Origin of the sequence: Pseudonocardia xishanensis (assembly GCF_039541715.1) — a bacterium.
In the GTDB taxonomy this organism is placed as follows: domain Bacteria; phylum Actinomycetota; class Actinomycetes; order Mycobacteriales; family Pseudonocardiaceae; genus Pseudonocardia; species Pseudonocardia xishanensis.
The window spans coordinates 133,789-157,691 of sequence record NZ_BAABGT010000040.1; the positions used below are offsets into that span (position 1 = coordinate 133,789).

A 23,903-nucleotide genomic window follows, 5' to 3' on the forward strand; every position below is an offset into this window, starting at 1 on the left:
CACTCTGTCGAGCACGGACCTCGCCCGACCGGGCGAGGTCAGGCCCCTTCTTGCTTCCGCATCCGCTCGAAGCCGTAGGAGACGTGGTCGCGCATCAGGCGGCTCGCCAGGTCTCCGTCCCTGGCGATCAGGGCGGCGATGATCTCGCTGTGGTTGCGATGGGCCGTCGAGACTCCCGGGTCCCTCCGGAAGGCGAGCGCGCGATAGCGGTCCACGAGGTCGGACAGCTGGTCGAGCACACGGATGAGGACGGTGTTGTGGCTCGCCCGGTAGATCTGACGATGGATGGCGCCGTTGTAGCGCAGCAGGGTGAGGGCGTCGTCGGCGGCGGGCGGGTTGTCGACGAGCTCCGCGATGGCCTGCAGCTCGCTGTCGGAGGCCGCCGCGGTCGCCAGTCGGCTCGCGAGCGGCTCCGTCTCCAGACGCACCACGAAGACCTCGGCGAGCGTCTCGTACTCCAGGGGGGCCACGTAGACGTGCCGGTGGGCGGCGGTGGACACGAGCTGTTCGGTCTCCAGCCTGCGCACCGCCTCACGCAGAGGTGTCGTCGACACGCCCAGCCGGCTCGACAGCGCCTCCGGGTCGAGCGCCATGCCGGGCTGGAACTCGCCGCTGAGGATGCGCTCGCGGATCCACTCATGGGCGTACTCGGCCTTGGTCAGGGCGCGGACACCGTACGACGGCGCGGTCACCGCGGTGTAGATCTCGCCTGCGCTCATCCCTACCCCCACCTGCCGTACCGTTTCACACTCTATAAGAGCTACGCGCCCGAGGCGATCAGGCCCGCCGGAGCATGTCCTCATAGGCGCCGCCGAGGACACCGGACGGCTCGAGTCCCGAATCGAGCAGTCGCACCATCTCGGCCTCGCGGGCCGCGATCTGCTCCGCTCGGTGCAGCACCGGCCCCGCCTGCGCGGCGGGCACCACCACCACACCACTGCCGTCGGCCACGACGACGTCTCCCGGTTCGACGGAGCGGCCTGCCACCGTCACGACACCCCCGCACTCGACCTGGTGAACACGCCCCCGAGCGGTGCGCGGCGTCCCGGCGAGCCCGAACACCGGGAAACCCTGCTGTCGGGCCTCGTCGATGTCGCGGCAGGCCCCGTCGACCACCACCCCCGCAACCCCCTTGCGCAGCGCGGCCCGCGACAGCAGCCCACCCCAGCCGCCCATGCCGGTGCGCCCCTCGTTGGCGACCACGATGACGTCACCGGGGGCGCTGCGCTCGATCGCCTCGACACCGAGGTGGACCGTGGTGCGTGGCGGGTTCTCGGGGTCGACCTCGGCCAACCGCACGGTCACCGCCCGACCGCAGACGGCCGCCCCTGCCCACAACGCCGCCAGGCCCGGGGCGACCGCATCGATCCCCAAGGCGTCGCAGGCGTCGGACACCGTGCACGCGTCCAGCCGCGTGAACTGCTCGACCACATCGGTCATCGCTTCTCCCTCCACTCGATGGGTTTATACTCTATATATGTCGCTGCAGTCGGCCTCGTCCGAGGAGATCCCGCTCGCTCGCCTCTTCGCACCCCGCTCGGTCGCGCTGGTCGGCGTGTCCGGTGATCCGGCGAAGGCGATGTCCCGCCCACTCCGCTACCTCGCCGAGCGCGGGTACACCGGCAAGATCCATCCCGTGAACCCCCGCTACCGGGAGATCCTCGGCATCCCCTGCCATCCCACCCTCGCCGAGGTCCCCGGCCCGGTCGATCTCGTGCTGAGCTTCGTCCCCGCCGCGGCCACGGCCGAGGTCGTCGAGGCGGCGGCGAAGGCCGGAGCCGTCGCGGTGGTGGTGTTCGCGTCGGGCTTCGGCGAGACCGGCCCTGAGGGCGCGCAGCTGCAGGAGCAGCTGCGCGACGTCGCGGCACGGCACGGCATCCGAGTGGTGGGCCCGAACTGCCAGGGGCTCATGTACGCCCCTTCGCACCTGTTCGCCACCTTCACCGGCGCGGTGGACCGGGAGCTGCCCCCCGCGTCCGGCATCGCGTACGTCGGCCAGAGCGGGGCCGTCGGCGGCTCGGTGCTCGACCTCGCAGCCGAGCTCGGCGTCGGTCTCACGGCGTGGGTGAGCACCGGCAACCAGGTCGACCTGGATCTCGTGGAGATCGCCCGCACCCTGGTCATGGACGAGGCCGTCCGCGTCGTCATGCTGTATGCGGAAGGCATCGGCGACGGCGCCCGGTTCACCGCCCTGTGCCGGGAGGCCCGGGACCGCGGCGTCCGGATCGTCCTGTTGCGCACGGGCAGGTCGGAGTCCGGCAAGCGCGCAGCAGCGTCGCACACCGGTTCGATGCTGGGCGACGACGCGGCACTGTCGCTGGTCTGCCACGAGGAGGGCGTGCTGCAGGTCGACGACGTCGACGAGCTGCTGGTCGGCGCGATCGTGGCCGCCAACCCTCCCGCCGGTGGACGAGCCGCCATCGTGACCACCTCGGGCGGGGCCGGCGGTCTCGCCGCCGACCAGTGCGACCTCGCGGGCCTCACCGTCCCGGAGCTGTCGGCCGCGGTCCGGGAACGCCTCGCTCCCCTCATCCCATCCTTCGGCGCCGTGGCCAACCCGGTCGACGTGACCGCGGAGATCCTCAGCCCCAAGGCCAGGGAGCGGTCCCTGGGTGAGGTCTGCCGGATCCTCGCGGACGCCGAGATCGACTTCATCCAGGTCGTACTGACCATGGTGACCGGCGATGCGGCGGCGGCGCTCGCCCGAGACCTGGTGCGCACGCTGCCCGACCTACCGGTCCCGGTCTACCTCACGTGGCTCGCGGGGAACGACCTCACCCTGCAGGGCCGGGCCCTGCTGCACGAGGCCGGAGTGCCGGCTTTCGCCTCGGTGTCGTCGGTGACGCGTGCGGTGGGCAGGCTGCTCGCCCCGGTACGCGAGCGGCGGTCGTCGACGGCGGAGTCGGACGACGAGCTGATGTCGCTGGTCAGGACGACGGCTTCCGGATCCGCCGGAGACGTTCTCCTCGATCGGTTGGGCGTCGACCACCCCCGCAGCGCCGTGGCGACCACGGCGACCGAGGCGGCTGTGGTCGCCGCCGCGGGCGGATCCTTCGCTCTCAAGATCCATTCCCCGTCCCTGCTCCACAAGTCGGACGTCGGTGGCGTCGAGCTCGGCGTGGACGCCGCAGACGTGCCCGCGGCGTTCGAGCGGCTGCAGGCTCGCGGCGCCGAGCTCGACCTGCCGGACCTCCGGGGCATCCTGGTCCAGGAGATGATCCCCTCCGGGACCGAGCTGATCCTGGCTCTGACCAGCGGCGGCGACGGCTTCCCGTCGATCCTCACGGTCGGGGTGGGCGGCGTCACGACGGAGCTCTACCGCGACCTCGCCTCGGCTACCGCCCCGGTGGACGAGGCCGAGGCCGAGGACCTCCTGCGCCGGCTGCGAGGCTGGCCCCTGCTCGACGGCTTCCGCGGCTCGCCGCGCGCCGACGTCGCCGCCGCGACACGTGCGATCGCCGCTTTCAGCAGGCTGGGCGCCGTCACGGCAGGCCATCGCCTCGAGGTCGAGGTCAACCCGCTCGTCGTCGGCGTCGAAGGCGCGGGTGCAAAGGCCGCAGACATCCTGGTGACCACCGACATGGACGGCGAGTAGCTCCAGCTGCCGATCCCGTCTCGCGGGCTGACCCACGCCCTCACACGGCCACGGCCGCCCGGAGGTCGTCGAGTGTCCGGGCGGTCGGCAGCCCCTCGATCGCGGTGAGCATGCGAGCCGTCCGGTCCGCTCCGACATGTGGCTCGACGAGGCCGAGGAGCTTGCGTCGCAGCACGACCTCACGCCGGTCGAGCTCGCTCGGTGTCGCCGGGTCGGGGACGCTGACGTCGACCTCGGCGACGAGCTCAGGGCCGTGACGGCGGCGGACCCGGACCTCTGTGGCCGGGCTGTCGTCCGCACGAGCCACGATGTCGACGCGTTCGCGGACGGCCGCGAGCCTCGGGTCGGCAGGCGACTCGGCGGTGAACGACCGCTCGGACAGGTCGCCGGTGACGAGGGCGAGCGCGGCCGTGTGCCGGAGACTGAACTTGGCCTCCAGCGGCGTCGTGGGATCGGGAATCGCACAGACCCGCAGGTGCCCCGGGGGCACACGCAGCCGGACCGCCTCGACCTCGTCGGCGCGCAGTCCCTGCTCACGAAGCCGCAGCAGCCCCTCGACCGAGGAGTGGGTGAGGAAGCACGACGCATGCCGCTTGAACAGCACGTCCAGGATGTCGAACGCGCCCTCGGGCGGGAGGACCCCGGTGCCGCCCAGCACTTCTCGGAAGCCCTGCTCGGCGCCCAGCACGTCGCGGTGTGCGGTGAACCCGCGCGCGGCGAGCGACGCTGCGCGGACACCGGTCTCGGCCGCGAAGCCCGCGTGCAGGGGTTTGGTCATCGTCCCGAACATCGACTTCAGCCCGGCCGCCCGGGTGGCGGCGATCCCGAGTGCCCGACACCAGCCGTCCTCGTCGAGTGCAGCGGCGTGGGCGGCAGTCGCCGCCGCGCCGACCGCACCGACCGTGGCGGTCGTGTGGAACCCGCGGGCGTAGTGCTCCGGGCCCATGAGCCTGCCGACGAGACACGCCGTCTCCACACCGGCGACGAACGCGGCGAGCATCTCCGGCCCGTCGAGGCCGTGCCGTTCGGCCGCGGCGAGCGCGGCGGGCAGGACGACCGTCGAGGGGTGCCCGCCCATGGCGGCGCTGACGTCGTCGAAGTCCAGGGCGTGGGCTGCCGTCCCGTTCACCAGCGCGGCGGCCGCGGCGGGCAGCCGGCGGGGGTCGCCGACCACGCCGGCGGGTCCGGACGACCGCTCGTCGAACATCTCCGCTCGCACCAGGGTGGCAGGCGGGGTGGTCGACCCCACGACAGCCACCCCGACCACGTCGAGCACGCAGTGGACGGCGGTGCGTCGCACGGGTTCGGGCATCAGATCGAACCGGAGAGGCCGGACCCTGTCGACCACGGCGCGCGTGAGACTGCGCGGGGTCGCGTCCCCCAGCACCGTCACCGGTGCTCCGTCATCCCCGCGCACCCGCCTCAGTCGCCGACTGACCCGGCTCCGCCTCGGACCCGACGCCCTCGGAGATCACCTCGAGCGACCGGTTCCGCGTCCGCTCCCCGAAGACGCCGATGACGATGCCCGCGACGATGCCCGCGCACCCGAGCGCGACGAAGACGGTGCCGCTGCCGAGGCCCGCGAGCAGGGAGGCGATCAGGAAGCTGCTGGCGAACGTCGCCAGCCGTCCCGCGCCGTTGCCGATCCCGGCACCGAGCCCACGCAGGCGCGTCGGGAAGATCTCCGGCAGGTACGCGTAGGTGCAGGCGGTGCCCGCCTGCATGATCAGCACGAGCAGGAAGCCGCAGACCAGCAGCACACCGTAGCTGTCGACGAACGCGAAGGTGAGGAGCATGCCTGCGACCACGAAGTTGATGACGAGCAGCGCGGTCCGTCGCTCGACACGGTCGATGAAGAGCATCGCCAGCAGCGCACCCGGGCAGGCCGCGATCCCGATGATCGAGCTGAAGGTCAGGCTCTCCGCCGTGGTGTACCCGTTCTCCACCAGCAGGGTGGGCATCCAGGCGTTGAAGCCGTAGAAGACCGAGACCGCGACGATCATGTACGCGCTGAGGACCAGCACGCGCTTGCCGAAGGGCGGGCGGAACATCTCGCCGGGCGTCGCCGGGAGGGGTGCCGGCTGCTGCTCGACGGGCGGCAGCTCGGCGCCGGTGCGACGGCGGGCCTCCTCCTCCAGGCGGGTGACCAGGCGATCGCTCCGGTCGCCGGCGCCGTTGGCGGAGGTCCACCGCACCGACTCGGGCAGCGCACGAACGGCGACGAGCGCGACGACCAGGCCGACCGCTCCCAGGACGAAGATCCAACGCCAGGCACCCTCGCCGTGCGGGATCACCCACCGGGCGAAACCCGCCATCATCGGGATGCCGAGCAGGCTGAAGGCAAGGATCAGGGCCTGGATCCGTCCTCGCGAACGCTTCGGGTACATCTCGGAGATGTAGGTCAGCAGGACCACCGTCATCGCCTGCAGGCCGACACCGGTCAGAACCCGGTAGACGGCGAGGTCGACGACGCCGACCGCGAAAGCGGACGCCAGCGAGAACAGCGAGTAGAACACGGTCGCCGCGATGATGAGTCGCTTGCGGCCGAACCTGTCGGCCAGTCGTCCGCCCACGATGGAGCCGACGAACATGCCGAGGAAGGACATCGCCGTCACGAAACCGATGTCGCCCACCGTCAGCCCCCACTCCTCACGGATGGCGGGTGCGGCGTAGGCGAACGTGTTGAGATCGCCCATGTCGAAGAACAGCAGCAGACCCAGCACCACGATCCAGCCGCGGTGTGAGCGGGTGAGGATCGGGATGCGTTCGAGCCTGTCGCTGGGTGAGCCGACGGCATCGGGTTCGGGTGAGGTCATCTCTCCTCCACGGTGAGGCATTCTGGGAAATGGCCGGTCAGGCGATGCTGCGGCCGCCGTCGACGTCCAGGCAGACTCCGGTGAGGAAGCCCGCCTGGTCGGAGGCGAGATACACCGCTGCATTGGCGACGTCGGTGGGGACCGCGGTCCGTCCCATGGGAATGCCCGCGACGAGCTGGGCTCTCGCCTCCTCGGAGAGGGTGTCCACGCCCATGGAGTTCTTGATGAAGCCGGTCTCGGACACCACGGGGTTGAGGGCGTTCACGCGCACGTCCGGGGCGAGCTCGCCCGCGAGGCCCCGGGTCAGGGTGATCACGGCGCCCTTGGTGGCGTTGTAGACGGTCATGCCCGGCCGCGGCCTGCGCCCCGCGATCGACGCGACGTTCACGATCACCCCGCCCCCGGCCGTCCGCCGCATCGCGGGTACCGCGAACTTGCAGCCGAGGAAGACACTCCGCACGTTGACCGCGAGCTGGGCGTCGACCTCCTCGACGCTCATCTCGATCATGGGCGCGGCCAGATGTGGGAGCCCGGCGTTGTTGACCATGATGTCCACGCGGCCGTACGTGCCCACGGCGGCGTCCACCAGCGACCGCATCGCTTCGGGATCGGTGACGTCGGCACCGATCGCGAGCGCGGACGGGAGGGACGCCGCCACCTTCTCCGCGCCCGGGATGTCGACGTCGGACACCACCACGTGAGCGCCCGCCGCGCCGAAGCCCTCGCTGATCGCAGAGCCGAACCCGCCCGCGGCCCCGGTGACGACCACTACCCGGTTCTCGAAGGACACCTCCACCTCCCCGATCATGCGGTTGAAGAATAATTTGTCAACTAGCAAATTTTTTCCTTCTCTTCCGGGCGCCGAAGCGGTAGGACGGACGTCGACCACCGTCGTTCGACAGGAGATCCATGACCGACAGCTCCGCCGCTCGTCCGCGGACGCCCGTCGAGGCGGCACCTCCCGGTCTGCCCTCGCCGTGGCATACCGCCGAGCGAGAGGCCCTGCAGAAGCAGGCGCGCGAGTTCGCCCACCGCGAGGTCCTGCCCGTCGCGAACGAGCTCGACCCGCAGCGGGCGGAGATGCCGCGGTCGCTGATCGACAAGATGGGCGAGCTGGGCTACTTCGGACTCACGGTGCCCCGAGAGCACGGCGGCCTCGGACTCGGGGTCTTCGAGTACTGCATGGTGACCGAGGAGCTGGCGCGGGCGTGGATGAGCGTCGCCAGCATCATCGCCCGTGCGCAGGGGATGGGGACGGCGGTCGCCGACCCGCGCCGGCGCGAAGACCTGCTGCGCCGCAGTGCGCGAGGCGCCTGGATCGGTGCCGCGGCACTGTCCGAGCCCGACGCGGGCAGCGACCTGGCGGGCGTGCGGACCACCGTCGAGCGGCGTGGGGACCGGCTCGTGCTGCACGGTCACAAGCGGTGGTGCGGGAACGCATTGGCCGCGGACTTCATCCAGGTGCTCTGCCGAGAACGCGATCCCGAGCCCGGGGAGCCGCGGTCCGCCGGTCTGCGCACCGTCCTGGTCGAGAAGGAGCCAGGCCGGTTCCCGCCGGGCCTCACCGGCACGCCGATCGACAAGATCGGCTACCACGGCTTCCTGACCTGGGACCTGACCTTCGACGGGGTCGAGGTGCCAGCGGGGGACCTCGTCGACCCGGTCGGCGCAGGCCAGGACGCGGACGCCGGAAAGCCGGGCCGGTCGACGTTCTCGACGATCCAGCGGGGGCTCAACGTCGCCCGGGTGCAGACCGCCGCGCGCGCGGTCGGACTCGCGAGGGCGGCTGTGGAGGACACGACGACCTACCTCCAGCACCGCCACCAATTCGGCCACCCGATCGCGGACTTCCAGTCCCTGCGGTTCACCCTCGCCGACATGGCCACCCAGGTCGAGCAGGCCCGCGCCCACTATCGCCAGGTCGCCCACCTGATCGACGAGGGCGAGCCCGCCGAGCGCGAGTCGGCGATGGTCAAGCTCGCCGCCTCCGAGATGGCCGTGCGGGTCACGAACTCGGCGATGCAGCTACACGGCGGCAACGGCTACACGACCGAGCAGCAGGTCGAGCGCCACTGGCGGGACGCCCGACTCACCACGATCTTCGAAGGCACGAGCGAGATCCAGCGGCGGATCATCAGCGACCGCCTGCTTCCGCGCAGCCCCCTGGGCTGACGACCCCTCACGGAGGACACGTGAACGCACCGACGGTCCCATCGACGGGCCTGCGCTCGTTCGACAGGCTCTACATCGGCGGCCGGTGGCGCGCACCGGCAGGCGACGAACTCATCGAGGTGGTCTCCCCCAGCACCGAGGAGCGCCTCGGTGAGGTCCCTGCAGGCTCACCCGCCGACATCGACCTCGCGGTCGACGCCGCCCGACAGGCCTTCGACTCCGGTGCCTGGCCCGGCCTCGATCCGGCCGAGCGCAGCAGACTCCTGCGTCGGGTCGCGGACGAGATCGACGCCCGGGTGCCGGAGATGACCCACGCCTTCACCGCCGAGGTCGGGGCGCCCCTCGCGCTCAGCGAGATGATCCAGAAGATGGCGGCGCACTTCTGGCGGCGCAACGCCGACCTCCTCGACGCCATGAACTTCGAACAGGGCCGTGACTGGGGCAGTGGCGCCGGCACGCTGCGGCGGGAGCCCTTGGGTGTCGTCGCGACCATCAGCCCGTGGAACGGCCCGACAGCCAACATCAGCATGAAGATGGCGCCCGCACTGGCGGCAGGCTGCACCGTGGTGGCCAAGCCCGCCCGGGAGGGCCCGGTCAGCACGCTGATCATGGCGGAGGCGATCGAGGCGGCAGGCCTGCCGGAGGGTGTCGTGAGCATCGTGCCGGCCGGTCGCGAGGTGGGCGAGCACCTCGTCGGTCACCCGGGTGTGGACAAGGTCTCCTTCACCGGCAGCACCGTGGCAGGCCGCCGAGTGATGGAGCTCTGCGCGGGACGGATCGCCAGAGTCACCCTGGAGCTCGGAGGGAAGTCGGCTGCGATCATCGCCGACGACATCCCTTTCGACGAGTTCCTGCCTGGACTCGTCGCCGGCGGAATCGGCCACAGTGGTCAGGTCTGTGCCGCGCTGACCAGGGTTCTGGTGTCCGAGGTTCGCCATGACGACCTCGTCGAGGCCCTCGCCGCGGCGTTCGCCGCGACGAAGGTGGGCGACCCGTTCGACCCCGCCACGGCTCTCGGACCGCTCGTCGCCGAGCGGCAGCGGGACCGGGTCGAGGGCTACCTCGAACTCGGTCGCTCCGAAGGCGCCCGCGTCGCGGCGGGCGGCGGTCGCCCCGCCGATCTCCCCCGCGGCTGGTTCGTCGAGCCCACGCTGTTCGCCGACGTCACGAACGACATGCGGATCGCGCGCGAGGAGATCTTCGGCCCCGTCGTGTCGGTTCTGCGCTACCGGGACCTGGACGAGGCCGTGGCCATCGCCAACGACTCCGACTACGGGCTGTCCGGGTCGATCTACGCGACCGATCTGGACCTGGCGGGTTCCCTCGCCCGCCGCATCCGGTCCGGTCAGGTCTTCCTCAACGGCTGCGGGACGACCCTGGACGCCCCCTTCGGCGGCTACAAGCAGTCCGGCCTCGGTCGCGAGGGCGGCCCCGAGGGCCTCGAAGCGTTCTTCGAGACCAAGCTGATCGTCGAGCGCGGGCTGTGAGCGCGCGATGAGGACCCGCGGTGCGGTCGTGCAGAAGGCTCCGGGGCCGTACGAGGTCGTCGAGCTCGAGCTCGACGACGAGCTCCGCCCGGGTGAGATCCGCGTCAGGGTGGTGGCCTCCGGGCTCTGCCACACCGACGACCACTTCGCGACCGGCGACATCCCCATGGCGGTCTACCCGGTCGCCGGTGGCCACGAGGGGGCCGGAGTGGTCGAGGCCGTCGGGCCGAACACGCCGGACTTCGATCCCGGCGACCACGTCGTCCTGTCGATGCTCCCGAGCTGTGGGCGCTGTCGGTGGTGCGCCTCGGGCATGCAGAACCTGTGTGACCTCGGCGCGAACATGTTGCGGGGCAGCCGGTTCGATGATCCCGAGAGCTACCGCCTGCACACCCTCGACGGCCGGCCCGTCGCCCAGATGTGCGGGATCTCGACGTTCGTCGAGCACACTGTGGTCTCCGCCGACTCGGCGGTCAAGGTCCCCCGGGACCTGCCGCTCGAGGTGCTCTGCCTGCTGGGCTGCGCGGTCGGCACGGGGTGGGGTTCCGCCGAGAACTCGGCGGGGGTGCGCGCCGGCGACACGGTGATCGTCATCGGGGTCGGCGGCGTGGGCATGAACGCGGTGCAAGGTGCCGTGCACGCCGGTGCCGGTGCCGTCATCGCGGTGGACCCGGTGGAGTTCAAGCGCGACACTGCAGTGGCGTTCGGCGCCCGCCATGCCGTGGCGACCCTCGACGAGGCGGCCGAAATCGCACGGGAACGGACGAACGGACAGGGCGCGGACAGTGCGATCGTGACCGTCGGCATCACGACCGGTGACCACATCGGAGCGGCGTTCGCGGCCGTTCGCAAGGCCGGGACCGTCGTGATCACCGGCGCAGGACAGGCGACGGATGTCGGCCTGCCGATCCCGGTGATGGAGCTGTCGATGTCGCAGAAGCGGCTCCAGGGTGCGCTGTACGGGGCCTGCAACCCCAACGCGGACATCCCGCGCTTCACACGGCTGTACCAGGACGGTCTCCTCAAGCTCGACGAGCTCGTCACCACGACCTATGCGCTGGACGACATCGCGAAGGGGTACGAGGACATGCACGCAGGGCGCAACATCCGCGGCGTCGTCCGCTTCTGACCCTCGTCCGCGCGCCGCTAGGATCGGCGCATGGCCGAGGATCGGCGGCGGGACTCCAGGCTGGACCTGCGGCTGGCCCGCTACTTCCTCGCGGTGGTCGACCACGGCGGTGTGACCGGTGCCACCAGAGCGTTGTTCCTCGCGCAGCCGTCGCTGTCGCAGGCGATCCGGAACCTCGAGGAGCACCTGGGAACACCGATCTTCCACCGCGCAGGTGGTCGCATGCGGCTGACGACCGCGGGCGAGGAGTTCGCCGTCGCCGCCCGGGTCATCGCTCTCGACGTCGATCGGGCGCGCGCTGCCGTGCGAGCGGTGCAGGGACTCGACGCGGGAAGCCTGGAGGTCGCGACCACGACGCCGTGGGAGATGGACCCGCTCCCCGGCCTCGTGGCAGGCCTGGATGGTCCGAGTCGGTTCGGGCGCCGAGACGTCGAGACCCGTCGCGCGCGGGTCGGGGACGTAGCTGATGACCAGGTCGTGGTGACCGTGGTGGAGCGAGGCGGCGACGGACTCCACCGCGTCGAGATCGTCCACCCGCACCGAGACTCCGGGGTGCGCCGCGAGGAACTCGCAGACGAGCCCGGCGTCCAGCTCCCGCTCGAGGTCCCTCATTCGCCTGCGACACGGTCGACGCCGTGACCCCCAGCATCCGTGCCGCGGCCGCGACCCCACCGCCGTCCACGACACCGAGAAGGGCCCGGAGCTGCTGGAGCTGCACCGAGCAAGCCTAGTACCGCCGTTCGGCGGTTCCATAGATTCTGCCTGTTCGAGGGTTGTCCGTTGCGTCTTTGTCGTGGCCCGACCCGCCTTGGTTGACTCGACCGAGAGGTTCCGGCGGCGCTCCCCGGTGTCGGAACCACGGCGTGTTCGACGAGGAGGACGTTGGCGATGGCGGTACAGGACGAACGGTCACCCGGCACGCAGCTCGTGCCGGTGGATCCCACCCGACCCGGTCCGAGCCGGGCCCGTGCATGGTCGGTCACCGGGATGGCGGTGAGGTTCATCGTCGTCAACTGGGCGAACAAGGCGATCCTGGGCATCGCGGCGCAGCCGCTCATGCAGGACCTGGGGCTCACGCCCGCCGACATCGGCTCATCGGCAGCGCCTTCTCCTTCCGGTTCTCGATCACCGGCGTGCTGACCGGGTTCGTCGCGGACCGCGTCGGGATGATGTGGGTGCTGCTCGTCCTGGCCCTGCTCTGGTCGATCACCCAGCTCCCGGTCCTGAGCTGGGCCACTGGAGCCGCGCTGTTGGTCGGCCGCATCGCGCTCGGAGCCGCGGAGGGCCCGGGTGCCGCGACGGCCAGCGTCGCGGCGTTCGGGTGGTTCCCCCCGACCGCCGCGGACTTCCGTCGGCACTGATCAACTCGGGGGCGTCGATCGCGAAGATCGCGATCGCCCCGGTCCTGACACTCGTCGTCGTGACCTGGGGTTGGCGTACCGCCTTCGTCGTGCTCGCCGTGTTCGGGTTCGCGTGGGCGGCGGTGTGGCTGTTCGTCGGTCGCGAGGGGCCCTACACGGTCCGGGCCGGAGACGGTGGCAAGCGGGCACCGCTGCGCACGATCCTCAGCACGCCCACCTTCGTCGGGGCCGTCGTGGGAACGTTCATGATGAACGGCCTGATCGCGGTCGTGCTGACCTGGCTGCCGTCCTACTTCGAGACCGGCCTGGGCTTCACCAGGCTCGAGGCGGGCAGCATGTTCGGCCTTCCCAGCGTCGTCGGCATGGTCGCGATGATCGTCGTCTCCGGGACACCGACCGCCGCCTCGCCCGCGGCGCGAGCTCGCGGGTGATGCGCCTGTGATCGCCGCTGCCGGCCTCGTGGTCGGCGGCGGTCTGCTCGTGTTCCTGCCCGCGGTCTCCCAGCCCTATTTGGCGGTCGCCCTGGTCTCGGTCGGATACGGTCCGGGCGCGTTGTGCCTGCCGCTGCTGTACGCCGCTGTGTCCATGATCGCCCCGGACGGCATGCAGTCCACGGTGTTGGGCATCCTCGTCGCGCTGCAGGCGCTGTCCGGGCTGATCGCGCCCGCCCTCACCGGCCTCCTCGTCGAGAACGCCGACACCCCGGCGGCCGGTTTCGCCTCGGCCTTCCAGATCTGCGAGTTCGCCGCCCTCGTCGGCGGGCTCGTCGTGGCCGCGGTGGTCCGTCCCGAACGCGACCGCGACGCGGTCCACGCCGCCGCGCTCACCGGTTGAGCGTGCACAGGCCCCCGCTCATCGTTCGGCGGGGGCCGGTACGGCCTCGAGCCTCGCGCGCGTCGACTCGATCAGCATGTCCAAGGGGCTGACCGGCTCGAACTCCTCTGGATCCAGGCGCCACTGGTAGCCCACCCCGCGGAGGGTGGCCATGATGAAGCGGGCCTCGGCCTCGGGATCGACTGCCGCTGTGATCGAACCGTCCTCGATGCCGCGTCGAACGGTCGCCGCCAGGTCGGCGCGCATGTCGCGGTGGAAGTCCCGAAACCGCACCCGCAGCTCCTCGTCGGGGCCGAGAGCCTCGAACATGAGCGCGTACAGGACCCGCAGCGACTGCGGGTCCTTCCCGTAGGAGTCCCGGATGGAACGCAACACGATGGTGAGCGCCTCCAGGCCGGGCTCACCCTCGGTCTTCGGGATGACCGTCGCAAGGTTCCACCGCGTGACGATGTGATCGACCAAGGCGTCGAGCAGCTTGGCCTTCGACCCGAAGCGCGCGGTGGCGAGGCTGCGGCTGTAGCCTGCCCGCTCCCCCACCATGGCCAGGGTCACCGTGGCGTAGCCGCCCTCGGCGATGAGCTCCCCCGCCGCCCTGATCAGGAGTCGGGTGGACCGTTCCGAGCGCACGGTGTGGCCGTTGGGCGCGTCCCGCGTCTCGGTCACGACGGAAATTGTAGTGCTGAATCCAACAGTCGGTCCTCCCGCCTCAGCTGCGGCTGAACCCGCCTGCCGCGTCGGGGGCGACGGCCGGGGGCGACTGCAGGGTCAGACCCCCGTCGACCACCAGCACCTGGCCCGTCACGTTCCGCGACAGCTCGGAGGCCAGGAAGAGGATCACGCTCGCCACGTCGGAGGGATGGCCGACCCGGCGGAGGGGGTGGGCCTGCGCCACTGCCTCGTACCACTCGTCGCCCTTGCCCTGCCACCGCGGCGTCGTGTGCAGACCGGGCGACGCGGCGTTGACCCGGATGCCCATCGGGCCGAGCTCGACCGCGGTGACCCGGGTCAGGTGGTTGAGCGCGGCCTTGGCCACCGCGTACCCGAGAGCGGGCTGCTCCCACACGGCGTGGCCGTGCACCGAGCTGACGAGGGTGACGGTGCCGCCCCCGTCCCCGGCCATCAGCGGCGACCCGATCTGGAGTGCGAGGTAGGCGTGCCGCAGGACGTTGTCGAACTGCCACTGCCAGTCGTCGTCCCCCATGGTGAGAATGCCGCCCTGGATGCCGATGGCGATGATGTCGACGATGCCGTCGAGCCTGCCGTGCTCCGCGTCGATCGTCTCGAACAGCCGTTGCATGGTCGGGCGGTCCTGGGCGTCGCCGAGGAACGCCGACCCGCCCACCTCCTCGGCGACCGCCTCGGTGGGCTCGGCGCGCCTGCCGACGCACACCACGTGCGAACCCCTTGGCTCAACGCGTGTGCGGCCTGCCTGCCGATGCCCTGTCCTGCGCCGAGGACGACGAACACCTGGTCGTCGAGCCAGCCCAGCCGGGTGAAGTCCGGCACCGGAGTGGAGTCGGTCATCGGCCCCACCGCCCGAGGACGACATCGACATCGTCCTCGCCCAACGCGGGCCCCCTCCCACGCACGGAGCTGGGGGTGCGGCTGAGCTTCATCGGCGAGCCGACGATCGTCACCGGTTCCGCGGACCCGGGCTGCTCCACGTCCACGAGCATCTCGCGGGCAGCGACGTGCGGGTCGGCGAACACCGCGGCGGCGTCGTTGACCGGGCCCACGGGGACCACTCCGCCCAGCGCCTGCACCGCCTCGGCCGTGGTGCGTTCGAGGAACCAGGGCCCGATCAACGCCCGTACCTCCTCCGAGCGTCGTGCCCTCGTCGCGTTGCCCGCGAAGCGCTCGTCCTCGGCGAGCTCGGGTCGCCCGATGGTGCGGACGAGGGCGTGCCACAACCGCTCCTGCGGTGCCGCGACGGCGATCCACCCGTCCGCGGTCGGCAGGATGTCGAACGGGGAGAGCAGCGGGTGCTTGTTCCCCTCCGGTCGGGGGACGATGCCGAGCATGGAGTGCTGGTAGACCATCCGCTCGCAGAGCGCGAGGACGGCGTCGTACATCGCGACGTCGACGAACTGGCCCTCGCCCGTGCGCTCGGCGTGCCGGACCGCGGAGACGATCCCGAGCGCGAGCAACGCGCCCGGGAAGATGTCACCGATGCCGGGGCCGGATTTCACCGGCGCGCCGTCCTCGGTGCCGGTGATGCTGAGGAACCCACCCATCGCCTGCGCGACGACGTCCAGCGCCGGCCACCGCTCGTACGGGCTCGCTCCGCTGCGATGGTCACCGAATCCTCGCAGGGCCCCATAGACCAGGCGGGGGTTCTCGGCGGCGAGCACCTCGTAGTCCAACCCGAGCCGCTCCATCACACCCGCCGAGTAGTTCTCGACCAGCACGTCCGCCGCCCGGACGAGCTCGATCAAGCGCCCCTTCCCCTCCTCGGTCTTGAGGTCGAGAACCACGCTGCCCTTGCCGCGGTTCACCGACTGGAAGTAGCCGCCCAGTGCCTTCTCGGGATCGTCACCCGGCCGAAGCGGCCCGACGATCCGCGTGGTGTCACCCGCGGGCGGCTCGATCTTGACCACGTCCGCGCCGAGATCGGCGAGCAGCATGGTGGCGTAGGGTCCCGCGAGCATCGCGGTGAGGTCGAGCACGCGGACCCCCGCGAGCGGTCCCGGCCTCGTCGCCGACGTCTCCGCCATCTCCGGTCCCCTCAGGCCAGGACGCCGCAGCGCCGGGCTCGGTCCAGGACGCCCTCGAACACGCGCGAGGTCGCCGCGTCGATCATCATGCCGTTGTACGACGCTGCTCCGAGACCCTCTGCCTCGGCCTTGTGCATGGCCTCGACCACCTCCAGGGCCTGCTTGATCTCGTCCGGGGAGGGGGCGAACACCTCATTGGCCACGGGGACCTGGCTCGGGTGGATCGCCCACTTCCCGACCGCGCCGAGGGTGGACGCCCACGTGGCCTCGCGGCGGTAGGCCTCGGGGGACTTGATGTCGGCGAAGGGCCCGTCCACGGCGTCGATCCCGTGGGAGCGTGCCGCGACGATGACCTGGTTGCGGGCGTAGTGCCAGATGTCTCCCGGGTAGCCGAGTCCGTCGGCGCCGTCCGCCGAGCCCCCGATGTGGCCGATCCGGATGCCCTGACTCGCCGAGAGGTCGCCGACGCCGAGGATGAGGGCCTCGAGCCGCGGAGAGCAGCCGGCGATCTCGTTCACTCGCGCGAGGGCCTCGGTCTCCTCGATCAGCACCTCGATGCCGATCCGGCCCACCTCCAGACCGAGCTTGGTCTCCAGGCCGGTGAGCAGGTCGTCGACGAACCACACCTCGCGCGGTCCCTTGATCTTCGGGACGATGACGACGTCGACGTTCCGCCCGGCCCCGCTGATCACCTCAGTGAGGTCGTCGTGGCACCAGCGGGTCCCCACCGCGTTGACGCGGACGGCACGGGTCTTCGTGCCCCAGTCGAGCTCGTTCAGCCCGGCGACGATGGTGGCTCTCGCTCCGTCCTTGGCCGACGGGGCGACGGCGTCCTCCAGGTCGAGGAAGACGAGGTCGGCATCGCTCGACGACGCCTTGGTGATCATCTTCGCGCTGTGCCCCGGAGTGGACAGCTCGCTGCGCCGGAGGCGGCTGGGACGGTCGGCGGTGGTCATGACGTGCTCCTCGGCTCTCGGCGTTCGATCAGGGCGGTCCGCTCGCCCTCGAACACCACGACGGCGTCCTGGCGGCGGCCCCAGTGCTTGAAGCGGACGACGCCCGCGTTCGGATGGTCGATGTCGTCCGAGACACCGAGGACCTCGGTGAAGGCCTCGACGGTGTCGCCGTGGTGCATGGGTGCACGGAAGCGCAGCTTGTCCCAGCCCAGCTCGGACACGAGGTGCTCGGCGGTGTCGGTGGCGACGAGACCGTAGACCATCGACGCGGTGGCGAGCCCGAACACGAGCCGCCCGCTGCCCAGCTCGGTGCCCTGCAGCAGGTGCTCGTTGAAATGGGCCTGGGCCGTGTTCACGACCTGCTTGGCCAGGAAGCCGCCCTCGACCTCGTCGATGGTGGCCGCGCGGGCGTGGCGCATCCGGCGGCCGACCGGGAAATCCTCGAAGTAGCCGCCGTCCGACAGCAGCCCGTCCGTCGGTTCGCTCACAGGAGGTCCTTTCCGCGCGTCACCACGAGGTTCGTGCGCTGCAGCTCGACCACGAGCTCTCCCCGCTGGTTGTGCGCCTCGGTGTGCCAGGTGACGATCCCGACGCCGGGCCTGCTCGACGAGGTCCGCTTGTCGACGACCTCCGAGCGGGCGACGAGCGTGTCACCGGGGTGTACGGGCACCCCGAACCGGCAGTCGTCGACACCGAGGAACGGCCCACCCGACTCGCTGAGGTCCTCGACGGACAGCCCGACCACCGTGCACAGCACCAGCATCGGGTTCACCACGACGTCCCGGAGGCCCCTACCGCGCGCATACTCCGCGTTGAGGTACAGGGGGATCCACGCGCAGGTGGCCGAGCTGAAGATCGCGTTGTCGGCCTCGGTCAGGGTCCGTCCCCAGTGGTGCGGGATCTTCTGTCCGACCGTGAAGTCCTCGAACTTGCGGCCCTTCACGACCAACGGGAACGAGTCGAAGTCCGGGTCGCTCACAACGTCACCGCCACGAACTTGGTCTGCGAGTAGTGCTGCAAGGCCTCGATCCCCTTCTCGCGCCCGTAGCCGCTGCTCTTGTAGCCGCCGAAGGGACCCTCGACGAGTCCCGCCTGCCACCCGTTGACGTAGACCTGGCCGGCCTCGAGCTCTGCTGCGACGCGATGGGCGCGGCCGAGGTCGCGCGTCCAGACCCCCGCCGCCAGGCCGTAGTCCGAGTCGTTGGCGATCCGAACCGCCTCCTCTTCGTTGTCGAAGGGCAGGACGGCGAGCACCGGCCCGAACACCTCCTCGCGGGCGATCCGCATGTCGTTGTGCACGCCCGTGTAGACGGTGGGCTCGACCAGCCAGCCGTCACCCACCGCACGACCACCTGCGGCCAGGGTGGCCCCGTCCTGCTCGGCGATCTCGAAGTACGACAGCACCTTCCGGTACTGGTCCTCGGTCGTCTGCGGGCCGTACGTCGCGCCTGCCTTCACCTCGGCCAACGCCTTCAGCAGGGCCTCCACGAACTCGTCGTGGATCTCGGCGTCGACCAGCAGCCGGGTTCCGGCGCTGCAGATCTGGCCCGCGTTGAGCACGAACGCCTGGACCGAACCCTTGGCCGCGGCCTCGACGTCGGCGTCCCCGAAGACGATGTTGGCCGACTTGCCACCCAGCTCGAGTGTCAGGGGCAGGATGCGCTCGGCGGCGATCCGTCCGATCTCGCGCCCCGCGCGCATCGAGCCGGTGAACGCGACCTTGCGGACCCGAGAATCCTCGACGATCGGCTGGCCGACCGCCACCCCGGCACCCGTCACGACGTTGAGGACGCCCGGCGGGAGCCCGGCTTCGGACCCGATCCGACCCAGTTCGAGGGCCGTGGCGGACGTGAACTCGGACGGCTTCAGCACGACGGTGTTCCCGGCGGCGAGGGCGGGTGCCACCGCCCGAGCCGCCTGGTTGAGCGGGGCGTTCCACGGGGTGATGACCCCGACGACGCCGAACGGCTCCCTACGGGTGTAGCCGAGCATGCCCGGCCCGAGGTCGAGCACCTCGCCCGCGGCCTGGTTGACGATCCCGGCGTAGAAGTCGAAGTACGTCGCCGCGCCCTGGATCTCTATCGGGGCCTGCCAGGCGGGCTTGCCGGACTCCGCGGACTCGAGCTCGGCAAGCTGTGCGGTCTGCGCTCGAAGTGCCTCCGCGACCGCGGCGAGCACTCGTCCTCGCTCACCCGGCTTGCGGGAGCGCCACTCGACCACCGCCTTCGCGGCGGCGTCGACAGCCTGCCGCACGTCCTCGGCCGTGCCGTCCGCGATCTCGCAGACCACCTCGTCGGTGCCGGGCCGGGTCGACACCCGTCGACCGCCCGCGGCAGGCGGCCGGGGGGACCCGGCGATCCAGTGGTCGTATCGCCGCCTCCTCCCGGTCGTGCCGGGTGCGGCGACCTCTCCGTCGCTGTCGTGCATGGTTCCAGCATCACCAATCAGAGTTGTTTGTCAACCAGTTAATTATTTGTCAGCAACAGCACGACGAGGTGGTCGAGGTCGTCGAAACCCTGCTCCAGCGAGAAGTGGTCGGGATCGAGCATCGCCTGGAACACCACACCACGCAGGCTGCCGAGCAAGGTGCGGCTGATCTGGGCCGCATCGACCTCCGCCGGGACCGAACCCTCGACGATCCCGGCCCGGACCACCGCTTCGGTGACCGCCCGCATCTCGCGGTGGAGGCAGGCGATCGCATCCTGCAGGATCGGCGACGGCAGGGCGGCCTCGAACATCAGCACCGACAGAGCCCGCATGTGGACGGGGCGGCGGCGCCAGCCCTCCCTGATGGCCGCCACGAAGCGATGGAGTGCGGGGACCCCGGTCGACGCGCCGAGCGCGGGTATCACCAGGCCGCCGTCCTCGTCGTGCAGCATGCTGTCGACGAGGGTCCACAGCAGGCCCTCCTTCGACCCGAACCGCTCGGTCACGAGCCCGTAGCTGTACCCGGCGCGCTCCCCGATCACCTTCAGCGTCATCCGGTGGTACCCGCCCGCTGCGATGACCTCCGCCGCGGCATCCAACAGACGACTGGTGGAGAGCTCCGAGCGAGCCTGCTTCACCCGCGGCCGAGGCGGGAGGTCCAGCGGTGGGATGAGGCGCCGCTGCGCCGCCTTGCTCGGCATCAGGTCGCCAGGGCGAGATCGGCCACCCGGAGGAGGTGCTCGGTCTCGTCGCCCAGCAGGAGCCGGTCCACCTTGGCCCGCCGCCAGTACAGGTGCGAGTCGTGCTCCCAGGTGAAGCCGATCCCGCCGTGCACGTGCAGGGCGGTCTCCGTCGCCCGTTCGACGACGGCGGCGCTGTACGCCTTCACCGCCGACGCCGCGGCGGGCAGGCCGTCCGGCTCGCGGTCCGCGGTCCACGCTGCCCACCAGACGAGCGACCGCAGCTGGTCGACGCCGACCCAGGCGTCCACCAATGCGTGCTTCACAGCCTGGTAGGAGCCGACGGTGCGGTCGAAGGCCGTGCGGGTCCGCGCGTACTCGACCGCAGCCTCGACCGCCTTGGCCGCGGTCCCCAGACCCTCGGCGGCCAGGACCACGGCACCGACGTCGCGAGCGTGGCGCCAGGCAGCGGGGTCGATCTCGCGAAGCGACCGCGGGTCACGCAGCCGCACCTTGCCGAGGCCACGGGTGGCGTCGATCGGGACGCCGGCCGTGACCTCGCCCTCTCCCACCACCAGGTGGCCGTCCTGCACCGCGAGGAAACGCGTGGCGGCGAGGGCGTCGAGGACCGGCTCCTCCGGCCCGTCGACCACCGCGAAGAGCTCGGTGCCGGAGGCGAGGACGGCGAGCTGCGCGTCGTCCGCGTCGAGCAGCGCCACCGCGCGCGCCGTCCCGGCGAGCGAGGGCCCGGCCAGCTCACGCCCGGCCTGTTCGGCCACCACGGCGAGGTCGAGCACCGTGCCGCCCCCGCCGCCCGCCGCCTCCGGCACGGTGATCGCGGAGAAGCCGACCTCGGCCAGGGCCTTGCGCCCCGGAGCGGGCTCACCGACGCCGTCGAGGAGCTGGCGTGCGGCGGTGGGGCCTGCCTGGTCCGCGAAGAAGTCGGCGCCGGCGGCGGCCAGTGCCCGCTGCTCGTCGTCCAGGTCGAAGTTCATCGGGCTGCCTTTCCGGGTGTGGGCTCCGGGGCGAGCCCGAGGACGCGCTCCCCGATGATGTTGCGGAGGACCTCGTCCGTGCCGCCCGCGATGGCGAGGCCCGGCATGGAGGCCTGCGTGGTGTGCCAGCGCCAGTCACCGTCGGCCGCCCGCGCGAACGCGGCGTCGGGACCGCTCAGCCGCACGCCCAGCTCGGCCCCGTCGATGGCGGCGCGAACCGCCGAGAGCTTCCCGGCACTGGCCTCGGGCCCGGGCGTCTGCCCTCGGGCGAGCGCGGTGAGCCTGCGGTAGCCCGTGTAGCGGATCGCGAGGTTCTCGACGAGGACCCGTCCGAGCTGCTCTCGCAGTCGGACCTGCTCACCGGTGGAGAAGTGCGGCAGTCGCTCGCGGGCCCGGGCGACCAGCGAGTCCGTTCGCATCCCCAGCTCGTTGCCGGCGCCGCCGATGGCGACGCGCTCGTTCATCAGGGTGGTCAGCGCGACCCGCCACCCCTCACCGACCTCGCCGAGCCGCTCGGCGTCGGAGATCACGACGCCGTCGAAGAAGACCTCGTTGAACTCGCTCGCCCCGTTCATCTGCCGCAGTGGCCGCACGGTCACGCCAGGAGTGGACATGTCGATCACGAACATGGTCAGCCCGCGGTGCTTGGGTACGTCGGTGTCGGTGCGCGCGAGCAGGATCCCGTACGCGGCGTACTGCGCGAAGGTCGTCCAGACCTTCTGGCCGTCGACACGCCACGTCCCGTCGTCCTGCCGTACCGCCTTCGTGCGCGACGCGGCGAGGTCGCTGCCCGACCCCGGCTCGCTGAACAGCTGGCACCACATGTCGTCGGCCCGCAGAAGCCGCCGCAGGTAGCGCTGCTTCTGGTCCTCGCTGCCGTGAGCCATGATCGTAGGGCCGCACATGCCGATCCCGAGATGGTTGACCAACCCCGGGATCGACGCCCGGGCGAGCTCCTCGGTGACGATGGCCTGTCGGATCGCCCCCTCACCCTGTCCCCCGTACTCGCGTGGCCAGGTGACACCGACGTAGCCACCGTCGTAGAGCAACGCCTGCGTACGCCGCAGCTCCTCAATGCGCTCGACGCCCGGTTCCGAGAGGTACTCGGAGTCGCTGTGCTCGAGTTCGTGGTCGTGTCGACGCAGGAAGTCGCGTAGCCGGGCGCGGTACTCCGCGTCGCCGGCCGAGTCGGTGAAGTCCACCGGCATGGCCTTTCTGTCGAGTTCAGCTCAGGAGTGGTGGCTCGCTCGCGCAGGACGGGCGGGCAGGCCGCGGGCACGGGCACGGCGGTGCCGAGCGTCACGAGCAGGACTCCCTCGTCCGACTCGGTGATCACGCTCGGGTGTGCGTCCATCGCCACCTCCCCTGCGCGCCGACAGTAGGCGGAAATATTGATGGTTGACAAGCTTATCTTTCTGGCCCAGTGTTCTGCGAGTCACGAGACGGGCTGCGTGCCACCTCGGCACCGCCCCTCACTTCAGCCACACGACGACCAACGGAGGTCCTCGGTGTCGAGCTCAGTCCCACGACGCCTACTCGGCGTTCTCGCCGCGCTGTCTCTCGGCGTCCTCGCCGCGTGCGGGTCATCGTCGGGAGGAGGCACCGGTACCTCCGGCGACATCGTCATCGGTGTCAACAACTCCGACGAGGGCAACGGCCAGGACCTCGCCTACTTCGGTGACGCCGTACAGGCCTGGGCGAACGATCTCAACCGTCGGGGCGGGATCGACGGGCGGTCGATCCGCATCGAGCGATGCAACGACCAGGCCTCCGAACAGGGCGCCACCTTCTGCACCCGCCAACAGGTGCAGAACTCCGAGATCGTCGCCGCCCTCGGGTACAGCCCGTTGGCGGGGACGATCCAGGGCCCGACCTACTCGCGGGCCGGCGTACCGTTCATGCAGCTGGGTGCCCGGGACCGCTACAGCATCGACGGGACGGGCTCCGTCCTCACCGTGGACCCGCAGACGATCGGGGCGTTCGGTGGGGGACTCGCGCAGACGATCTCCGGGACCCTGGGCAAGAAGAAGATCGCCGTGATCCGCCTGGACGCGGCGTCCCTCGACTTCTCCTTCTCCCTGGTGAAGCAGAGCTTCGAGGCCACGGGCGCCGAGATCGTGGCGGACATCAAGCATCCCGCCACGACGGTCGACTTCACCGCGAGCGTCGTCCAGGCGAAGGCGGCGGGCGCCGATGCGGTCATCGGCCTGCAGACCACGCCCGGCTACATCCGGCTCCTCCAGGCCGCCGCCGCCCAGGACTTCCGGGTGCCGTTCGGCGCGGCGGGCCCCACCCTGACGCCCGACCTCGAGAAAGCCGTCGCGGACACCGGCGCCACGATGGTGCTCAACGCCTTCGCGGCGGACCCCGTGCACTCCACCGATCCCGACCTCGTCGCCTTCCGGGACGCCATGACGGCGTCCAACTTCTCCGCAGACATCCCCAAGGCGGGCTCGGTGGGCGCCTGGGGGGCGGCCAAGGTGCTGGAGAGCGCGCTGACCACGATCGGCGGCGACGCGATCAGCCGGGACGCGGTGCTCAAGGCCCTGACCGACGACACGTTCAGCGACGTGCCTCTCTTCGACGGGCAGGTCGGTCGCGCCAACGGCACTCCGGAGATGCCTGCCCTGGGGTACACGAAGACGTACATGGTCACCCTCGACGGGACCGGCGCGCGTTACACGCCCGAGCCCATCGACATCCGCCCGACGCTCGAACGCATCAAGTCGTAGCGGTC

The 23,903-nt window shown here is 71.0% G+C and carries 23 protein-coding genes and 1 pseudogene; 10 read left to right on the forward strand and 14 right to left on the reverse strand.

Going from position 1 to position 23,903, the window contains the following annotated elements:
• Positions 1-38: 38 nt before the first annotated feature.
• Both ABD993_RS17810 and ABD993_RS17815 read right to left on the reverse strand, forming a co-directional pair.
• Positions 39-719 carry a GntR family transcriptional regulator gene (locus ABD993_RS17810; protein WP_345419272.1) on the reverse strand — a complete coding sequence of 227 codons (681 nt, stop codon included), beginning with the start codon at positions 717-719 and terminating at the stop codon, positions 39-41.
• A 58-nt stretch (positions 720-777) separates the two neighbouring features.
• Positions 778-1,440 (reverse strand): RraA family protein, encoded by a 663-nt coding sequence (locus ABD993_RS17815; protein ID WP_345419275.1) that lies wholly within the window; start codon positions 1,438-1,440, stop codon positions 778-780.
• A gap of 37 nt (positions 1,441-1,477) precedes the next feature.
• Here ABD993_RS17815 and ABD993_RS17820 point away from each other — a divergent pair, with 37 nt between their 5' ends.
• Positions 1,478-3,595 carry an acetate--CoA ligase family protein gene (locus ABD993_RS17820; RefSeq protein ID WP_345419277.1) on the forward strand — a complete coding sequence of 706 codons (2,118 nt, stop codon included), beginning with the start codon at positions 1,478-1,480 and terminating at the stop codon, positions 3,593-3,595.
• Between the two features lie 40 nt (positions 3,596-3,635).
• Here the strand turns inward: ABD993_RS17820 and ABD993_RS17825 are convergent, their stop codons facing one another.
• Genes ABD993_RS17825 through ABD993_RS17835 form a run of 3 tightly spaced genes read right to left on the reverse strand, consistent with a single transcriptional unit; the run spans position 3,636 to position 7,219 of the window.
• Positions 3,636-5,012 (reverse strand): MmgE/PrpD family protein, encoded by a 1,377-nt coding sequence (locus ABD993_RS17825; RefSeq protein ID WP_345419280.1) that lies wholly within the window; start codon positions 5,010-5,012, stop codon positions 3,636-3,638.
• Positions 4,999-6,411, reverse strand: a complete 1,413-nt coding sequence (locus tag ABD993_RS17830; protein ID WP_345419283.1) for an MFS transporter — start codon at positions 6,409-6,411, stop codon at positions 4,999-5,001. The genes ABD993_RS17825 and ABD993_RS17830 overlap by 14 nt, the downstream gene beginning before the upstream one ends.
• 37 nt (positions 6,412-6,448) lie before the next feature.
• Complete coding sequence (locus tag ABD993_RS17835; protein WP_345419286.1) at positions 6,449-7,219, reverse strand: SDR family oxidoreductase; 771 nt, start codon at positions 7,217-7,219, stop codon at positions 6,449-6,451.
• 101 nt (positions 7,220-7,320) lie between these two features.
• Here ABD993_RS17835 and ABD993_RS17840 point away from each other — a divergent pair, with 101 nt between their 5' ends.
• From ABD993_RS17840 to ABD993_RS17875, 8 genes are all read left to right on the forward strand, one after another.
• Positions 7,321-8,583: an acyl-CoA dehydrogenase family protein gene (locus tag ABD993_RS17840; protein ID WP_345419289.1), complete on the forward strand. Its 1,263-nt coding sequence runs from the start codon at positions 7,321-7,323 to the stop codon at positions 8,581-8,583.
• 20 nt (positions 8,584-8,603) lie between these two features.
• Positions 8,604-10,070, forward strand: a complete 1,467-nt coding sequence (locus tag ABD993_RS17845; protein WP_345419292.1) for an aldehyde dehydrogenase — start codon at positions 8,604-8,606, stop codon at positions 10,068-10,070.
• Positions 10,071-10,077: 7 nt separating this feature from the next.
• On the forward strand, positions 10,078-11,199 hold the full coding sequence (locus tag ABD993_RS17850; protein WP_345419295.1) for an NDMA-dependent alcohol dehydrogenase: 1,122 nt from the start codon (positions 10,078-10,080) through the stop codon (positions 11,197-11,199).
• Between the two features lie 30 nt (positions 11,200-11,229).
• Positions 11,230-11,838, forward strand: coding sequence for a LysR family transcriptional regulator (locus ABD993_RS17855; RefSeq protein WP_345419298.1), 609 nt, complete (start codon positions 11,230-11,232; stop codon positions 11,836-11,838).
• A gap of 249 nt (positions 11,839-12,087) precedes the next feature.
• Complete coding sequence (locus ABD993_RS17860) at positions 12,088-12,339, forward strand: hypothetical protein (protein ID WP_345419301.1); 252 nt, start codon at positions 12,088-12,090, stop codon at positions 12,337-12,339.
• A complete protein-coding gene (locus ABD993_RS17865) occupies positions 12,333-12,560 on the forward strand; it encodes a hypothetical protein (RefSeq protein WP_345419304.1) in 228 nt (75 codons plus the stop codon). The genes ABD993_RS17860 and ABD993_RS17865 overlap by 7 nt, the downstream gene beginning before the upstream one ends.
• Positions 12,521-12,991: an MFS transporter gene (locus tag ABD993_RS17870; protein ID WP_345419307.1), complete on the forward strand. Its 471-nt coding sequence runs from the start codon at positions 12,521-12,523 to the stop codon at positions 12,989-12,991. Before ABD993_RS17865 ends, ABD993_RS17870 begins: the two co-directional genes overlap by 40 nt.
• Before the next feature lie 7 nt (positions 12,992-12,998).
• Positions 12,999-13,394, forward strand: coding sequence for an MFS transporter (locus tag ABD993_RS17875; protein WP_345419310.1), 396 nt, complete (start codon positions 12,999-13,001; stop codon positions 13,392-13,394).
• Positions 13,395-13,412: 18 nt separating this feature from the next.
• On the opposite strand, the gene ABD993_RS17880 is transcribed toward ABD993_RS17875, so the two are convergent.
• From ABD993_RS17880 to ABD993_RS17920, 9 genes and pseudogenes are all read right to left on the reverse strand, one after another.
• Entirely contained in the window at positions 13,413-14,057 is a 645-nt protein-coding gene (locus ABD993_RS17880; protein ID WP_345419313.1) for a TetR/AcrR family transcriptional regulator, read from the reverse strand.
• 43 nt (positions 14,058-14,100) lie between these two features.
• The gene (locus ABD993_RS17885) at positions 14,101-14,949 is read right to left on the reverse strand and encodes an SDR family NAD(P)-dependent oxidoreductase (protein ID WP_345419316.1); all 849 of its coding nucleotides are present in this window, start codon (positions 14,947-14,949) and stop codon (positions 14,101-14,103) included.
• The gene (locus tag ABD993_RS17890; RefSeq protein ID WP_345419319.1) at positions 14,915-16,108 is read right to left on the reverse strand and encodes a CaiB/BaiF CoA transferase family protein; all 1,194 of its coding nucleotides are present in this window, start codon (positions 16,106-16,108) and stop codon (positions 14,915-14,917) included. The genes ABD993_RS17885 and ABD993_RS17890 overlap by 35 nt, the downstream gene beginning before the upstream one ends.
• Positions 16,109-16,119: 11 nt before the next feature.
• Positions 16,120-17,064 carry an HpcH/HpaI aldolase/citrate lyase family protein gene (locus ABD993_RS17895; protein WP_345419322.1) on the reverse strand — a complete coding sequence of 315 codons (945 nt, stop codon included), beginning with the start codon at positions 17,062-17,064 and terminating at the stop codon, positions 16,120-16,122.
• Positions 17,061-18,043, reverse strand: a pseudogene (locus ABD993_RS17900) (MaoC family dehydratase). Before ABD993_RS17900 ends, ABD993_RS17895 begins: the two are co-directional and overlap by 4 nt.
• Positions 18,040-19,491 (reverse strand): aldehyde dehydrogenase family protein, encoded by a 1,452-nt coding sequence (locus ABD993_RS17905; RefSeq protein ID WP_345419324.1) that lies wholly within the window; start codon positions 19,489-19,491, stop codon positions 18,040-18,042. The pseudogene ABD993_RS17900 and the gene ABD993_RS17905 overlap by 4 nt, the downstream one beginning before the upstream one ends.
• A gap of 38 nt (positions 19,492-19,529) precedes the next feature.
• Positions 19,530-20,192: a TetR/AcrR family transcriptional regulator gene (locus ABD993_RS17910; RefSeq protein WP_345419327.1), complete on the reverse strand. Its 663-nt coding sequence runs from the start codon at positions 20,190-20,192 to the stop codon at positions 19,530-19,532.
• On the reverse strand, positions 20,192-21,166 hold the full coding sequence (locus ABD993_RS17915; protein ID WP_345419330.1) for an acyl-CoA dehydrogenase family protein: 975 nt from the start codon (positions 21,164-21,166) through the stop codon (positions 20,192-20,194). The genes ABD993_RS17910 and ABD993_RS17915 overlap by 1 nt, the downstream gene beginning before the upstream one ends.
• Positions 21,163-22,374 (reverse strand): acyl-CoA dehydrogenase family protein, encoded by a 1,212-nt coding sequence (locus ABD993_RS17920; protein WP_425569034.1) that lies wholly within the window; start codon positions 22,372-22,374, stop codon positions 21,163-21,165. The genes ABD993_RS17915 and ABD993_RS17920 overlap by 4 nt, the downstream gene beginning before the upstream one ends.
• 300 nt (positions 22,375-22,674) lie before the next feature.
• On the opposite strand from ABD993_RS17920, the gene ABD993_RS17925 reads away from it, so the two are divergent.
• Positions 22,675-23,898 carry an ABC transporter substrate-binding protein gene (locus ABD993_RS17925; RefSeq protein WP_345419335.1) on the forward strand — a complete coding sequence of 408 codons (1,224 nt, stop codon included), beginning with the start codon at positions 22,675-22,677 and terminating at the stop codon, positions 23,896-23,898.
• Positions 23,899-23,903 lie beyond the last annotated feature (5 nt).

Coding starts and splice junctions, on each gene's coding strand:
- ABD993_RS17815 (WP_345419275.1), bottom strand. CDS start 1,440: ATGACCGATGTGGTCGAGCAGTTCACGCGGCTGGACGCGTGCACGGTG.
- ABD993_RS17835 (WP_345419286.1), bottom strand. CDS start 7,219: ATGATCGGGGAGGTGGAGGTGTCCTTCGAGAACCGGGTAGTGGTCGTC.
- ABD993_RS17915 (WP_345419330.1), bottom strand. CDS start 21,166: ATGAACTTCGACCTGGACGACGAGCAGCGGGCACTGGCCGCCGCCGGC.
- ABD993_RS17905 (WP_345419324.1), bottom strand. CDS start 19,491: ATGCACGACAGCGACGGAGAGGTCGCCGCACCCGGCACGACCGGGAGG.
- ABD993_RS17860 (WP_345419301.1), top strand. CDS start 12,088: ATGGCGGTACAGGACGAACGGTCACCCGGCACGCAGCTCGTGCCGGTG.
- ABD993_RS17850 (WP_345419295.1), top strand. CDS start 10,078: ATGAGGACCCGCGGTGCGGTCGTGCAGAAGGCTCCGGGGCCGTACGAG.
- ABD993_RS17885 (WP_345419316.1), bottom strand. CDS start 14,949: ATGTCGATGTCGTCCTCGGGCGGTGGGGCCGATGACCGACTCCACTCC.
- ABD993_RS17820 (WP_345419277.1), top strand. CDS start 1,478: ATGTCGCTGCAGTCGGCCTCGTCCGAGGAGATCCCGCTCGCTCGCCTC.
- ABD993_RS17830 (WP_345419283.1), bottom strand. CDS start 6,411: ATGACCTCACCCGAACCCGATGCCGTCGGCTCACCCAGCGACAGGCTC.
- ABD993_RS17910 (WP_345419327.1), bottom strand. CDS start 20,192: ATGCCGAGCAAGGCGGCGCAGCGGCGCCTCATCCCACCGCTGGACCTC.
- ABD993_RS17895 (WP_345419322.1), bottom strand. CDS start 17,064: ATGACCACCGCCGACCGTCCCAGCCGCCTCCGGCGCAGCGAGCTGTCC.
- ABD993_RS17920 (WP_425569034.1), bottom strand. CDS start 22,374: ATGCCGGTGGACTTCACCGACTCGGCCGGCGACGCGGAGTACCGCGCC.
- ABD993_RS17890 (WP_345419319.1), bottom strand. CDS start 16,108: ATGGCGGAGACGTCGGCGACGAGGCCGGGACCGCTCGCGGGGGTCCGC.
- ABD993_RS17810 (WP_345419272.1), bottom strand. CDS start 719: ATGAGCGCAGGCGAGATCTACACCGCGGTGACCGCGCCGTCGTACGGT.
- ABD993_RS17855 (WP_345419298.1), top strand. CDS start 11,230: ATGGCCGAGGATCGGCGGCGGGACTCCAGGCTGGACCTGCGGCTGGCC.
- ABD993_RS17840 (WP_345419289.1), top strand. CDS start 7,321: ATGACCGACAGCTCCGCCGCTCGTCCGCGGACGCCCGTCGAGGCGGCA.